Raw genomic sequence first — 15118 nt, forward strand, 5'->3', positions numbered from 1 at the left:
GATCCCTTACTGCGTGCCGCGTTCCTCGATCACCATCAACTGCCCAACCGCGTTCTCAATCGCCTGAGCTCCCGCTTCTGCGCGGCCCGATAGCAGCGATGCCCCGACAGCGGCGGGGATGGCGACCAACAGACCGGCGGCTGTGGTCAGCAAGGCCTGCCAGATTCCGCCCGCAAGGACCGAGGCATTGGCCGCTCCTTGCGCCAACTCCAGCTCCTGAAACGACTGGATCATCCCGGTCACGGTCCCCAACAGGCCAAGCAGGGGTGAGATCATCGCGATCAGCTCCAGCACACGAATCCATGTGTTCATGGCAGCGAATTCCTGATTGCCGCGACGTGTAAGCTCGGCCATCAAGGCGGGCCCCTTGAACCCATCGTTCAGCGCTTGCATGGCATAGGCGCAGACGCGATCAGCCGGAGATTTCCCCGCAGCGACGGCTGCCAGTGCCGCCTGCTTGTCGCCCTTGGACCACTGCACCAGTGCTGTGTCCCTCGCGCCTCCGCCGGATCGAACTGGGGCCAGTTGCATCGCCTTGATGACGATCAAAGTGACCGAAAGCAGCGACAACGCGCCAAGGATTGCGATGATTGGGCCTCCTGCGCCCAGTGTCTCGAGCCCGAACATGATCTATTGCGCCAGATTGGCTGAGGTCTTGCTGCCCAGCGCCAGCAGGGGGAAGCAATCCAGAGGTTCGGCGTTCTGGGGCTTGCAGGCCGGCAGATCATGCAGCAGCACCTCAGAGATATTGGAGCATTCGATCTCGGGGATTTCGAACAGTTTAAGCACCGTGCGTTGAACGGGCAGGGGGGCCGCGTCGATGGACAGTAGCCGGTCGATCACGCCATTGCTGTCGAGGATGGCCAACGACATCTCGAATTCTTCGAAACTGTTGTCAGTCTGGTTGCGAAATAGGAAGAACGCGCGGCATCCGCCGTTGTCGGCGGGTTCGAATTTGTTTAACTCGATTCCAAGGCGGCCCTCATCGGCCTGCGCGGTTGCGGCCATCAATGTCAATGCAACTGCGCCGAAAAGCGATTTTCTCATCTTCCTACCTCTGCTGCCGGTCGTTGAACCCACATCCGATGTCTTGCGTCGCGGGTCTTAGCACTGAACATTGCAGAAACAGGGCGCATGCGGGAAGATATTTCTGCAATGGGTCACGTTCGCGATGGAATGATGAACTTGCCCTTGCGTAAACAAACGGTACGGCGGGTCGGGAAAATGTGTATATTGATCTCGACCTGGTCTGCGCATTGCGACCGATTAACCACACAAACCGCAGAGGAAACTGGAAGTGTTTGCGAGTTTCGCCATCATGTGAACTAATTCATACACAAGATTGCAGGCGCTGCTGTAAGCGATTCAACAAGAACAACAAGCTGCGATCGAACAGGACGGTATTGGGAATAAAATGGACCTTTCATCTTATCTGGAGCCCAGAGACGACGAACCCCCCAGCGGAGAAAATCTGGAATACGATCCGGCCTTTACGGACCTTGAGATCGCGGCTCAGCCGGGCGAAGAGCGTCAGATGGGCGATGAGGTTGTTGCGGCCGAAGAACAGGACTGGCGCGATGTCGAGGAAAAGGCCTTGGCTGTCATGGACAAAAGCCATGACATTCGTGCTGCCATCTATCTGGCCGAGGCGGTTTTGCACACCAAGGGTCTGCCCGCCTTTGCCTCGGCCGTGGGCTATGTGAAAGCCCTGCTGGAAGACAATTGGGATACCTGCCACCCCGAGCTGGATGAAGATGACGGCGATGCCACCATGCGTATCAATGCGGTGCGCGGTCTGGCCTCGTCCGATCGGATGGTACGCGCCTTGCGTCGGACCGCCTTGACGGACAGCCGCATGTTCGGGCGGATAACCCTGCGCCATCTGGATGTCGCCGAGGGTCGCATCAACATGCCTGCAGATCTGGACGACGCGCCTGATGCAACCGGGGTTGCCGCCGCGTTCAAAGACACCGATGACGAGGTATTGGAGGCCAATGCCGATGCGGCGTCCGCGGCTCTGGATGATGTCGAAGCAATCGACGCTGTATTCAGCGACAAAACGCCCGGCGAAGGCCCGGATCTGACGCCTCTGTCTGATGCGCTTAAGAGCATCAAGCAGGCGTTGGCCAGTTATGCCGATGTGGGCGAGGCCGAAGAAGACGATTCCGGCGACGATGACAGCCCAAGCGGCCCATCGGGTGCCCCGGCCGCGCCGATGGCGTCGGGTGGTGGCGGCGGCGGGGCGATCAACACGCCCGAGGATGTCACGCGGATGCTGGAACGCATCATGGATTATTATGCCCGGTGCGAGCCCTCCAGCCCGCTGCCAATTTTGCTTGAGCGCGCCAAGCGCCTTGTGAATGCCGATTTTCTGACAATTATCGAAGATATGGCAAAAGAAGGTCTGGATGAGGTGCGCCAGATCGGCGGCATAAAAGAAGACGACGATGACGATTATTGATCCGTTTGGGCGCAAGCCGAACACCGGATTGAAAAGAAACACTGATGGATGAATCGAGGAGCATCAGATGGCTGACAGTTCACAAAAATTTATAGCCCGGAACAGGGCTCCGAGGGTTCAGATCGAATATGATGTTGAACTCTATGGGGCCGAAAAGAAGGTCCAGCTGCCCTTTGTCATGGGTGTCATGAGCGACCTTGCCGGGAAATCCGAGGTCGAGCAGCCCGCCGTGGCCGACCGCAAGTTCCTGGAAATTGACGTCGACAATTTCGACGACCGGATGAAGTCGATGGCGCCGCGCGCGGCCTTTACCGTGCCGAACACCTTGACGGGTGAGGGCAATCTGGCCGTCGATATCACGTTCGAGAGCATGGATGATTTCAGCCCCGCTGCGATTGCCGCGAAGGTTGAGCCTCTCAAGGAGCTGCTGGACGCGCGCACCCAGCTGTCCAACTTGATGACATATATGGATGGTAAAACCGGGGCCGAGGATCTGATTTCGAAGATCATGCAGGACCCGTCGCTGCTGAAGACACTGGCAGCCCAGCCCAAACCCGGCGCTGACGCCGCCGAGGAGGAGTAAAAGATGGCCGAAGAAGAAGCCAAGGTAGAAGCCGCCGAAGGCGCAACCGCGTTTGGATCCTCGGAATTCGAGGCGCTGCTGACGAAAGAGTTCCGCCCTAAGTCGGATCAGGCGAAAACCGCCGTTGAAAGCGCGGTCAAGACGCTGGCCGAACAGGCGCTGGCGAATACCGGCCTGATCTCGGACGACGCTTTGCGGTCGATCGAAGGGATCATCGCCGAGATCGATAAGAAACTGACCGAACAGGTCAACCTGATTTTGCACCACGAGGATTTCCAGCAGATGGAAAGCGCGTGGCGTGGTCTGCATTATCTGGTGAACAACACCGAAACCGACGAGATGTTGAAAATCCGCGTGATGAACATCTCGAAGAAGGACATGCACAAGACCCTGCGCAAGTTCAAAGGAACTGCATGGGATCAGTCGCCCATCTTCAAAAAGCTCTATGAAGAAGAGTTCGGCCAGTTTGGTGGTGAACCCTATGGCTCGCTGGTAGCGGACTATCACTTCGACCACAGCCCGCAGGATATCGAGCTACTCGGCGAGATGTCCAAGATCGCCGCAGCCGCGCATGCGCCTTTGATCACCGGGGCCAAGCCCAGCCTGTTCCAGATGGACAGCTGGTCGGAACTGGCCAACCCGCGTGATCTGACCAAAATCTTCCAGACTCCGGAATATGCCGCATGGCGGTCGTTGCGCGACAGTGAAGATGCGAAATATGTCGGTCTGGCAATGCCCCGCTTCTTGGGTCGTCTGCCTTATGGCTCCAAAACCGAACCGGTTGAGGAATTCGCGTTCGAAGAAGACACCAGCGGTGCAACCAGTGACAAATATAACTGGGTCAACGCGGCCTATGGTATGGCGGTGAACATCAACCGGTCCTTCAAGGAATATGGCTGGTGCTCGCGTATTCGCGGCGTGGAAAGCGGTGGCACGGTCGAGGGTCTGCCCGCGCATACCTTCCCAACCGACGATGGCGGCGTGGACATGAAGTGCCCGACCGAGATCGCGATTTCGGACCGTCGCGAGGCGGAACTGGCCAAGAACGGCATGATGCCTCTGATCCACCGCAAGAATAGCGATTCGGCGACCTTCATCGGCGCGCAATCGCTGCACAAGCCGGCGGAATATGATGATGCGGATGCAACCGCGAACGCCAACCTGGCTGCGCGCTTGCCCTATCTGTTCGCGACCTGCCGATTCGCGCATTACCTGAAATGCATGGTGCGTGACAAAGTTGGCTCGTTCAAAAGCCGTCAGGATATGGAGTCTTGGCTGCAGGGCTGGATCAACCAATACGTGGACTTCAACGCCGATATCTCGGCCGAAGCGGAAAAAGCACGTAAGCCTTTGGCCTCGGCCGAGGTGGTTGTGGAAGATGTCGAAGGCAATCCAGGCTACTACACGTCCAAATTCTTCCTGCGCCCGCACTATCAGCTGGAAGGCCTGTCGGTCTCTCTGCGTCTCGTATCGAAACTTCCGTCCGAAAAAGCTGGATAAAGGTCAAAAAAATTGGCGGCATGTGATGTGTTTCACTGCCGCCGTCACGACCCTCCGGTAAACCGGGTTTAGAAACTAGAAAAGAGGAAGGCTAAAATGGAAAACGTATTTGTACAGATGGACTTCCCGGGCGAAGCACGGGAAAAGCAGCACAAAGATTGGATCGCGGTTAAGTCGATCTCGTGGGAGGTTGAGCGGACGCTGGACATGTCCGACATGGGTACCACACAGCGCGGCTATGCCAACGCGAATTTCGGCAAAGTGACCCTGAACACCGAGCTCAGCAAAGCGTCTGCCAAGATTATGACCTATGTTGCATCGGGCAAATCGAACTCGGAAATGCTCATCCACATGTGCCGGTCCGGCGATGACGAAAAGAAAGGCATGGAGCCTTATCTGATCATCAAGCTGCGTGACGCAATCGTGGACAGCTACTCGGTAGATGGCGGCGAAGATTCGATCCCGTCGGAAACCTGGACCGTCGCGTATCGTGGCATCTCGGTTAAGTACAAGATCGCCGACTTCAAAACCGGCAAGCTCAGCGACTGCAACGAGTTCCTGTGGAACCTGGAAACCGGCGACGTCAGCTAAGGTTTCAAACGACTACAGGTCCCGGTGGCATTTGCCGCCGGGGCTTTTGCACTTTTTCCATCCTGACTGCGCGAGGGTTACATGACGCCGGAAGAGCATCTTAAATCAGGCGATCTGGCGGCCACATTGGCCACTCTGCAAGATAAAGTCCGTGCCAATCCCGCAGACGCCAAGCTGCGGATTTTTCTGTTTCAGCTGCTCTGTGTAATGGGCGACTGGAAACGCGCCATCACCCAGTTAAAACTGAGCGCGGAGATGGATGAATCGGCCACGATGATGGCCAAAACCTATCGCGAGGCCATCATTTGTGAGGTCTATCGCGAAAAGGTCTTTGCCGGGGAAAAGACCCCGATGATTTTTGGTGAGCCAGAAGAGTGGCTGGCCCATCTGATCGAAGCGCAGAAGCTAACAGCTGGCGGTCATTTCGGCCAGGCCGCCGAGCTACGCTCAAAAGCGTTCGATGCTGCACCGACCACATCCGGCACAGTCAATGGCGAAGCGTTCGAATGGATCGCAGATGCCGATATGCGGCTGGGGCCAGTCCTCGAAGTGATCGTGAACGGCCGCTATTTCTGGCTGCCGTTTTCTCAGATCGTTCGGATCGATATCGAACCGCCCAGCGACCTGCGTGACGCGGTCTGGACGGCCTGCACGCTGACGGTTGCCAGCGGAGGGGAACTCGCTGCCCTGATCCCAACACGCTATGCCGGATCAACCGAACAGGGTGATGATGCTGCGCGTCTGGCGCGGGCGACCAATTGGGTCGATGCCGGCGGTGAAACCTATGTCGGGCTGGGCCAGCGTTTGCTGACAACGGACAAGTCCGACATCGCGCTGCTGGACATTCGCGAACTGGTTCTGGACGTGGCGACCGGTGCCGGGGAAACGGCGGGAGATGGCTGAGAAGACCCTTGCCGAACGCCTGCAACCCTCGCTTCTTGATCGGTTGACGGATGACGCGCCGGATCAGTTGAAAGAGGGACGGGATTCCCGCGTGATCGACGTTGGGCGCCTGCGCGAGATCATTCAGCGCGATCTGTCCATGTTGCTCAACACCACCGATCAATCCGATTTGATTGACGAGGATGTCTATCCTTATGCCTCCAAGTCCGTCCTGAACTATGGTATCCGCCAGACTTCGGGCTCGTTCTCAACCTTGCGTCAGGCCCAGCGCATTCAAAAGTCCATTGCCGATTCCATTGAGGTGTTTGAACCTCGGATCGTGAAAGGCTCGGTCGCGGTCGAATTGCGCTCGGAAAAGCAATCGGGCGAGATGCATGTGGATTACGACATCCGCGCCGTGATGTGGGCACAACCCATGCCTTTGGAATTGTATCTGCGCAGCCGGGTCGACGTGACCACCGGCGAAGTCTCGATCGAGCGGAGCTAGGCGCGATGGATACACGTCTGCTGAAACACTACGAAACCGAACTGGCCTTCCTGCGTGAAATGGGGGCAGAGTTTGCCAATGCCTACCCCAAGATCGCCTCGCGCCTAGGGATGGAGGGGATCGAGGTTGTCGATCCCTATGTCGAACGCCTGCTGGAAGGTAGCGCGTTTCTGGCGGCTCGGGTTCAGCTGGAACTGGACATGCAGTTCCCGACCTTCACCTCGAACCTGCTCGAGATTGTCTATCCGCATTACCTGGCCCCGACACCGTCGATGATGGTGGCGCAGATGGAGCCCGACATCGGCAACGCGGCGCTGAAAGAAGGCTACCCAATCCCGCGCGGCACCACTTTGCGTGCGCGCCTGGCCGAGGGCGAACAAACTGCGTGTGAGTTCACCACCTCTTCTGACCTGACCCTCTGGCCGATTGAAATCACCGAAGCCGAGTACATTGACGGCCGGGGAGAGCTGGTTGCTGCCGGGGTGGCGCGCGACACCGACGCGCGCGCCGGTATTCGCCTGCGTTTGAACCGTACCGACGGCGAGCCGATGGCCGAGCTGGGTATGGACAGCCTCGTGCTGCATCTGGACACCCAAAGCGGAAAGGCCTGGGCGCTGCATGAGTTGCTGGCCACCCAATGCGTTGGTCTGACCGGTCGTTCGACAGACCGCCGCGCCGACTGGACCACCCGGCTGACGACTGCGGATGTGGTGCCCAAAGGGTTTGACGCGGATGAGGCTCTGTTGCCAACCCCGCGCCAGTCCTTCGACGGTTATCGCCTACTGCAGGAATACTTTGCGATGCCGGAAAGGTTCCTCTTTGTGGAACTGACAGGCTTGCGGCCCGCGCTTGAAAAATCGGCAGGCACAGACGTGGATATCTACATCCTGTTGCAGGACGGGATGCGCGACGTCGCCCCAGCTGTGACACCCGCGGCCTTTGCCCTGAACGCGGTGCCTGCAGTGAACCTGTTCCACCGCCGCTGCGACCGGGTGCATATCACCCAGATGGACACGCAGCATCACGTGGTGCCCAACCGTACTGCGGGTCTCGACTATGAGATTTTTGGGATTGAACGCGTCACCGGCATTCAATCGGATGAAGAGGGGGACATTCCCTTCCGCCCCTTCTATAGCGACACCGATCTGACGGCTGCGGGTGACAATCACTCGGCCTATTACACGATCAAACGCCGGATGCGGCAGCGAAATGAAAAGGAACGTCTACGGGGCGTGCGGACCTCGTATTTGGGGTCCGAGGTTTACTTGACTTTGGTTGACCGGGCGCAGGCGCCTTATCCCGGATCGTTGGAGCAATTGGCGGTCGAGGCGCTGTGTTCGAACCGCGATTTGCCCCTTTTGCTGGCCGCAGGCGGAGATGACGTCTTTCATCTTCCGGACGGTGGTCCGGTCAAGACAATCCGGACGCCGGTGACACCCACGCGCCCGCATGCGACCTTGGCGCAGGGTGATGCCGCGTGGAAGCTTATCAGCCATCTCAGCCTCAACTACCTGTCCATTGCGGGCGACGGGAAAGAAGGCGGGGCAGGCGCTTTACGTGAGTTGCTCGGCATATATGCACCGCTCGGCAACCGCGTGACCGAGAAACAGCTTGAGGGCGTCGTCTCGGTCTCCAGTCGTCCCATCGTGCGACGGATGAGCGACGAAGTCCTCAGCACGGCGGTGCGCGGATTAGAGATAACGCTGGGCTTCGACGAAAGTTTCTACGAAGGCACCAGCGTCTATGTGCTGGGCGCTGTGCTCGAGCGGTTCTTCCGCAAGTACACCACGATCAACAGCTTCACGGAAACCGTGCTGAAAACTGAACGACGAGGAGAGATTGCCAGATGGCGACCAGCGGCCGGACTGGGCAGGATCATCTGAGCCTGCTTGCCGCGCTGGCGGCTGATCCTGAAAGGCATCATGTCTTTCAGGCGTTACGGGTGATCGAAGCGCATTATACAGATGCGCCGCGCCTGGGTGAATCGCGCCGTCCGCGCGAGGATCGCGTGCGTTTGGGGCAGGATGTCTCACTGGCCTTTCCGCCCAACACGCTGACGCGGTTTGAGCCGGCGACAGACGGCGCACCCGGCAAACTCAACAACCTGTTCTTTGGCTTTTTTGGTCCGCAAGGCCCGCTGCCGCTGCACCTGACCGAGTTCGCCCGCGACCGACAGCGCAACCACCGCGACCCGACTTTCGTGGCCTTTGCCGATATGCTGACGCACCGGATGATGAGTCTGCTCTATCGTGCCTGGGCCGCAGCGGAACCGGCGCCCAGTTTCGACCGAGGCGATGATCCGTTCGAACAGCGCGTGGCGGCTTTGGCCGGGTTCAAGGGCGAAGACTACAGCGACCGTGACGCGATGCCGGATATGCTGCGCCGTTTCTTTGCGGGGCATCTTGGGTCAGGGACGAAAACGGTCGAAGGCCTGATCGCGATCCTGTCGGACTATTTCGGGGTCGAGGCGCATGTGCAGCAGTTCGTAGGCTCGTGGTTGGAGCTGGAGCCGGACGACACATGGCAGCTCGGCTCTCCCGCGCGATTGGGGCAATCCACCAGCATCGGCAACCGCGTCTGGTCGCGCGCGGCCAAGTTCCGTATTCGCATCGGGCCACTGTCGCTTGAAGACTACAAACGCCTGCTGCCCGGCGGCGTTTCTCAGGAACGAATGGAGGCGATCATCCGCACCTATGCCGGTGACACGTTGGATTGGGAGGTCAATCTGGTGCTGGCCGGTGATGAGGTGCCGCGCGCCTCGCTGGGTGGAACGACGCAGCTGGGTCATACCAGCTGGATAAGAACCCGCGATGATCCTGAACAGAACCGCCCGGATGCGGACGATCTGATCCTGTATCCCGGATATGTATCACAAGAATTCGAGGCCGAAGAACTGGCCCATAACGAGAGGTATTGAAGATGACGGAAATCAGCCGTGTGTCGCTGTTCGGCAAACTGAACAAGCTGGGCTATCAGGCCATCGAAGGGGCCACCGTGTTCTGCAAGATGCGGGGCAATCCGTATGTCGAAATCCAACACTGGCTGCATCAGATCCTGAACGGCCAGGACAGCGACATTCACCGCATCATTCAGCATTACGATCTGGATCCGGGTAAGATTGCCTCTGAACTGACGCGCAGCCTGGACATGCTGCCGCGCGGGGCGTCGTCGATCTCGGACCTGTCCGATCATCTGATGGATGCCATGGAGCGCGGTTGGGTCTGGGGCTCGTTGCTGTATTCCGACAGCAAAGTGCGGACTGGGTATCTTATCCTCGGCATGCTCAAGACGCCTGCGCTGCGCAATATTCTGGCCAGCATGTCGCCAGAACTGGCCAAGATCGGCGCCGATGATCTGGCCGACAGCTTTGGCGAAGCCACAGATGGCTCACCGGAGGATACGCTGGGTGCACAGGACGGTTCGAACGTGGGTGGCGGAGCGGAACCCGGTGAGGCCAGCGGCGCGATGGCCCCCGGCGCGATGGGCAAGGGTGAGGCGTTGGAGCAGTTTTGCACCGACCTGACCGAACAGGCCCGCAACGGTGAGATTGATCCCATCGTCGGCCGAGATGAGGAAATCCGCCAGATCGTCGACGTGCTGATGCGCCGCCGTCAGAACAACCCGATCCTGACCGGTGAGGCGGGCGTTGGTAAAACTGCCGTGGTCGAAGGGTTTGCTCTGCGGATTGCTCGTGGTGACGTGCCGCCTGCGTTGAAAGATGTGCGCCTGTTGGTTCTGGATGTGGGCCTGCTGCAAGCGGGCGCGTCGATGAAGGGTGAGTTTGAAAACCGCCTGCGTCAGGTGATTGATGAGGTTCAGGCCAGCCCGACTCCGATTGTGATGTTTGTCGATGAGACTCATACGTTGGTCGGGGCAGGGGGCGCTGCCGGGACCGGCGACGCGGCCAACCTGCTGAAACCGGCGCTGGCGCGCGGTACGTTGCGCACAATCGGCGCGACCACATGGGCCGAGTATAAGAAATATATCGAGAAAGACCCGGCTCTGACCCGCCGTTTCCAAGTGGTGCACGTGGAAGAGCCCGATATTCCAAAAGCGGTTCTGATGATGCGCGGCATCGCCTCCATGCTGGAAAAACACCACCGCGTGCAGGTGCTGGACGAGGGGATCGAAGCGGCAGTGACCCTGTCCGCCCGTTACATCCCGGCGCGGCAACTGCCGGACAAATCGGTCAGCTTGCTGGATACGGCTTGTGCGCGGGTCGCGGTATCTCAGCACGCGGTTCCGGCTGAGGTGGATGACAGCCAGCGTCGGATTGAGGCTCTGACCACAGAGTTGGAGATCATCGAGCGCGATGAGACTGCAGGCTATGACGTCGCCGACCGTCGCGAGGCCGTGAATACCGCGAAAGAGGCGGAAGAGGCGCGGTTGGCCGAACTCAATGGCCGTTGGGAGGCTGAAAAGAAAGTGGTCGAAGAAATCCTCGACCTGCGGGCCAAGCTGCGTGCTGGTGGGCAAGAGGTTGAAGGTACTGGCACGGCCGAAGGCGAAGCCGCGACAGAGGAGGCCCCGGACGCACAGCCCATCGACCGCGAGGCGCTGCTTGCGGAGCTGAAAGCCAAAAATGTCGAGTTGGAGGAGGTGCAGGGCGATAGCCCATTGATCCTCCCCATCGTGGATCATCAGGCGGTGGCCAGCGTGGTTGGTGACTGGACCGGTATCCCCGTGGGCCGCATGGTCAAGGATGAGATCGAGACGATACTGAACCTCGAAAACCGTCTAGCCCAACGTGTGATCGGACAAGATCACGCAATGAAGATGATCGCCAAGCGCGTTCAAACCAGCCGTGCCGGGTTGGACAATCCGAACAAGCCTATCGGTGTCTTCATGCTGGCAGGCACCAGCGGCGTTGGCAAAACCGAAACCGCTCTGGCTCTGGCCGAGGTGCTTTATGGCGGTGAACAGAACGTCATCACCATTAACATGTCCGAATACCAAGAGGCGCATACCGTCAGCAGCCTGAAAGGCGCGCCTCCGGGCTATGTCGGCTATGGCGAAGGTGGCGTGCTGACCGAAGCGGTGCGGCGCAAGCCCTACTCTGTTGTACTGCTCGATGAGGTCGAAAAGGCCCACCCGGACGTGCATGAGATCTTTTTCCAGGTCTTCGACAAGGGCGTCATGGAAGACGGCGAGGGCCGCGTGATCGACTTCAAGAACACGCTGATCCTGCTGACCTCGAATGTCGGTACCGAGATGATCATGGATATGTGCGCCGATCCCGACCTGATGCCCGATCCGGAAGGCATGGCTAAGGCGCTGCGCGATCCGTTGCTGAAGGTTTTCCCGCCAGCGCTGTTGGGTCGTTTGGTGACGATTCCCTACTATCCGCTCAGCCCCGAAATGCTGGGCGAGATTACAAAGCTACAACTTGGGCGAATCAAAAAGCGCGTCGAATCTGCTCATGGTGTACCATTCGAATACACCGACGCCGTGGTGGACGAGATCGTCAACCGTTGTCAGGAGCTGGACAGCGGTGGTCGTATGATCGACGCGATCGTGACCAATACAATGCTGCCGGATATTTCGGCAGAATTCCTAAAAAGAATGATGGAGGGCGAAGAAGTTTCCAAAGTCGTGATCGACGTCACAGACGGGGACTTCACTTACGGGTTTGATTGAGCGCAACGCATGATGCGTCTGACCGAGAAAGGGGACACTTTATGAAGGCGACTATGACACCGGAACTGGATCAGAAATGGTGGTCCAAGAACAAACCGAAGCTGATGAAGAAAACCGGCCTGGGAGATGCTTTGAAAGCATACCAGGTCGCCGAAGATCAGATGGATTGGGACAAGACTTTGAAAGCCTTGTCCAACGTCAAGCGCAAGGTGGCCGAGGCTGTGAAGCTCGCGGGCAGCAAGCACTCGGATACTGTGACGGTCCTGAAAAAGTACCCCAAGATCATCGACAAGAAAGAAAAGGAACTCGAGGAAAAGAAAAAGGACGCAGCGGCTCGGGCCAAGTCGGCCTCGACCGATGCGCCCAAGCAGAAACTGGGTAAGTCGGTTGTTATCTGGAAAAAGGACCTGGGCACCGAGATTACCAAGAAATACAAGCCCGACTGGCTGAAAGAGCTGAAGGGCTATGCGTTCCAGTTGAAGCTGAACGATGATCTTCTGGATGTCCTGGAAGATGAAGGCGACTATGTCACGCCGCAGCAAATGGTCGATGACGCCAATGCGGTGACCGACAAACTGGTTGCCTTAATCGCCAAAGAGCTGATGGCGACGGATGCGGCGATCAAGAAGGCCAGCGACGCAAAGAAACGCGCGGCGTTGATCAAGGGGTTCGACGACAAGCTGGCGACCATCATGAACGGCGCCAAAAAGCACTATGAGTCGATCCCGGCCAAGCGCTGGCAGGCCTTTGTGAAGCGCAAGCAGCAGTACAAGGACTATAAGGTCAAAACCGGCTTTGACATCACGCTTGGCGTGTTGGGTGTCGTCGGTGGGGCCGCAGGTGTGGCAGGTGCGGCCGCAACAGGCGGCGCGTCGCTGGCCTTGGGGATCGTCTCGCTGGTGCGGGGCGTTGCGCAACTGGCTGATAAGATCAAGGACGCTGCGCAAGAGGCCGAGAAGGTCGAAAAGAACCTCAAAAGCGATCTGGACACGCTCCTCAAGCGGTATCGCACCGCGGAAGGCGAGGCCAAAAAGCAGGTTCAGGGCGGTGCCGAGGTTGGTGCCTCAGTCCTAAAGGGTATTTTGGGCACCGATACGCCGTTCCTGGCCACTCTGCCGAAATGCGACAAGAACTATGGTCTGTGGCAAAACAAAGTCGCCGGGCTTGAAGTTGGCGGGCGCAAACTGTCTCAGGCGATCATGAAGGGCCTGCAGGAATGCGACAAGCTTGAGAAAGCCATGAAACAGGCTGACGCGAAGAAGGCCGGTAAGTATCTGGACAAGCTCAAGAAAGCCCGTGCCTCGTTGCAGAAGGGTTTGGATGGGTGTTCGGATATGATGAAGCGGGTCTCGGACGCGGATAAGAACGCGCCGAACCTTAAGAAGATGCTGGATGCGCTGAATTCGAGCAATCCGAAATACGCGCAGATCTTCGACAAGGTATTCCCGGTTGTCGTTAACCTGACGCTGGCGGGTGCAAATGCTGGGGTTGGCTTCAAGGAAGCGTCGAGCACGCTCGACACGGTCAACACGGCACTTGGGCTGTTCAACGACATTGCCTCGGAAGGCAAGGATCAGCTGGAAGAAGCGATCGGCTAAGCGGCGGGGCGGCGCCCGTGGCCCAAAGCTACGTGGCGCCGACCTCACCCGGCAGGAACGAAACGGAATATAGGCGCGAAAAAAATGGCAAAGCAGACAGTTACACCTCACAAGTTTTACGTGGTCGATCTCATCCGGTCGAAGCCCAAGCTTCAGTATATCGAGATCCCCAGCTACCGCGTTGACGTCAAATTCGAAGTCACGGCCAAGGGTCCGGTGCCGTCGACTACGCTGAAACGTCTTGAAGCGGCCGGCATGAAGGAGCTGGAGCGCTATGAGACGGTGATCAGCCAAGAGGCCGTCAAGCTCGACAAGAAAGTCGCCGAGCTGATGAAGACGCCGGGTCAGAAATCTCAGGCCGAAGCCGAGAAGATGATCCAGGCCACCAACCAGATGATCAAGAACGCCCTGCGGTCGGCCGAAGGGGCGGCCCAGGTGGCGATCGAAAAGCAGATCAAGGTTGAAGCGAACAAGGACAAGCTGCTGAAAGAAGCGCGGGTCAAGACCACGCTGAAGGTGACCGCGGGTGTGATCAAGATCGGCACGGCTGTCACGCGGCTGGTTGCGACCTCGGGCGCGGATGTCATGGCCTACAAGACAATTGTCAAACAGGTCTACGATCTGGGCAAAGAGGTTCAGCAGCAGTTGAAGGGTGAAGAAAAACTGCGCAAGGATCTGGAAGGCGCCATCCAGAAATACGTCAAGCTACGCGGCACCTCGATCATGCAGGCGGCTGAGCGGCAGGGGATTACCGATACGTCCGGAATCTCAGTCAAGAAGCCGATGGAAGCAATCAAGAAACTGACTGCCAAGGCCCTCGCCATGGGGGATGAGGTCACCAAGGGCCGCGATGCCAAGAAGATCGCCAAAGAAATCGCGGATTTCGCGATCAAGGGCTATCAGGTCTATCAAAAGGACTCGAACAAGAAGCGCGCGCTCTATCGTGAGCATACGACGAAAACGCGCCACAAGGTCGATGATCTGGGCAAGGCCGCTGACAAGCTGATGAAGGCTGCGAAGTCGCAGAAAACCCTGAAAGAGGGCGTCAAGCTGGGGGCCGAATGTATGGCCGTCAAGCGTGAGGCCAGCGCCATGGCTGCCAAGCTCGAAGAACGTCAGAAGTTCCTGGCCGAGATGGAGGCTCTGATGGAAGGCAACGGTCTGAAAGTGGATGACACCACGATCATGGATAAGCTGAAGAAGCTGGACAAGATGACGGTTCTGAAAGAGACCAAGACCATGTTTACCTCGGTCAAAGGGGTCTACAAACTGGTGGACGGAATCAGCGACGTCGTTGGTTAAACACGTAAATCTTCGGGTGCGGGTTGCCGCGCCCGACACCCAAAGCAACAGGAGGT

The 15118-nt window shown here is 58.3% G+C and carries 13 protein-coding genes; 11 read left to right on the plus strand and 2 right to left on the minus strand.

Going from position 1 to position 15118, the window contains the following annotated elements; all coding sequences use genetic code 11:
- Positions 1–6: 6 nt before the first annotated feature.
- Together ACR0I8_RS13490 and ACR0I8_RS13495 are read right to left on the minus strand one after the other, a co-directional pair.
- Positions 7–627 carry a MotA/TolQ/ExbB proton channel family protein gene (locus ACR0I8_RS13490; protein ID WP_170643312.1) on the minus strand — a complete coding sequence of 207 codons (621 nt, stop codon included), beginning with the start codon at positions 625–627 and terminating at the stop codon, positions 7–9.
- 3 nt (positions 628–630) lie between these two features.
- A complete protein-coding gene (locus ACR0I8_RS13495; protein ID WP_170666648.1) occupies positions 631–1047 on the minus strand; it encodes a hypothetical protein in 417 nt (138 codons plus the stop codon).
- A gap of 367 nt (positions 1048–1414) precedes the next feature.
- On the opposite strand from ACR0I8_RS13495, the gene tssA reads away from it, so the two are divergent.
- From tssA to ACR0I8_RS13550, 11 genes are all read left to right on the plus strand, one after another.
- Positions 1415–2461 (plus strand): type VI secretion system protein TssA, encoded by a 1047-nt coding sequence (gene tssA / locus ACR0I8_RS13500; protein WP_170689089.1) that lies wholly within the window; start codon positions 1415–1417, stop codon positions 2459–2461.
- A 67-nt stretch (positions 2462–2528) separates the two neighbouring features.
- Entirely contained in the window at positions 2529–3044 is a 516-nt protein-coding gene (tssB, locus tag ACR0I8_RS13505; RefSeq protein WP_170378441.1) for a type VI secretion system contractile sheath small subunit, read from the plus strand.
- Positions 3045–3047: 3 nt separating this feature from the next.
- Positions 3048–4544: a type VI secretion system contractile sheath large subunit gene (tssC, locus tag ACR0I8_RS13510; protein ID WP_170378432.1), complete on the plus strand. Its 1497-nt coding sequence runs from the start codon at positions 3048–3050 to the stop codon at positions 4542–4544.
- A 96-nt stretch (positions 4545–4640) separates the two neighbouring features.
- On the plus strand, positions 4641–5135 hold the full coding sequence (locus ACR0I8_RS13515) for an Hcp family type VI secretion system effector (protein ID WP_170378430.1): 495 nt from the start codon (positions 4641–4643) through the stop codon (positions 5133–5135).
- Between the two features lie 81 nt (positions 5136–5216).
- Positions 5217–6038 carry a type VI secretion system accessory protein TagJ gene (locus tag ACR0I8_RS13520; RefSeq protein WP_170378429.1) on the plus strand — a complete coding sequence of 274 codons (822 nt, stop codon included), beginning with the start codon at positions 5217–5219 and terminating at the stop codon, positions 6036–6038.
- Positions 6031–6525 carry a type VI secretion system baseplate subunit TssE gene (gene tssE, locus ACR0I8_RS13525; RefSeq protein WP_170378426.1) on the plus strand — a complete coding sequence of 165 codons (495 nt, stop codon included), beginning with the start codon at positions 6031–6033 and terminating at the stop codon, positions 6523–6525. The genes ACR0I8_RS13520 and tssE overlap by 8 nt, the downstream gene beginning before the upstream one ends.
- 5 nt (positions 6526–6530) lie before the next feature.
- Complete coding sequence (gene tssF, locus ACR0I8_RS13530; RefSeq protein WP_170689090.1) at positions 6531–8408, plus strand: type VI secretion system baseplate subunit TssF; 1878 nt, start codon at positions 6531–6533, stop codon at positions 8406–8408.
- Positions 8372–9442, plus strand: coding sequence for a type VI secretion system baseplate subunit TssG (gene tssG / locus ACR0I8_RS13535; RefSeq protein ID WP_170689091.1), 1071 nt, complete (start codon positions 8372–8374; stop codon positions 9440–9442). The genes tssF and tssG overlap by 37 nt, the downstream gene beginning before the upstream one ends.
- Before the next feature lie 2 nt (positions 9443–9444).
- Positions 9445–12162: a type VI secretion system ATPase TssH gene (gene tssH / locus ACR0I8_RS13540; protein WP_170689092.1), complete on the plus strand. Its 2718-nt coding sequence runs from the start codon at positions 9445–9447 to the stop codon at positions 12160–12162.
- Positions 12163–12203: 41 nt separating this feature from the next.
- Positions 12204–13760 carry a hypothetical protein gene (locus ACR0I8_RS13545; protein WP_170378418.1) on the plus strand — a complete coding sequence of 519 codons (1557 nt, stop codon included), beginning with the start codon at positions 12204–12206 and terminating at the stop codon, positions 13758–13760.
- 84 nt (positions 13761–13844) lie between these two features.
- Complete coding sequence (locus tag ACR0I8_RS13550; protein ID WP_170689093.1) at positions 13845–15062, plus strand: hypothetical protein; 1218 nt, start codon at positions 13845–13847, stop codon at positions 15060–15062.
- Positions 15063–15118 lie beyond the last annotated feature (56 nt).

The sequence above is a fragment of the Ruegeria sp. BG9 genome (genome assembly GCF_056538305.1).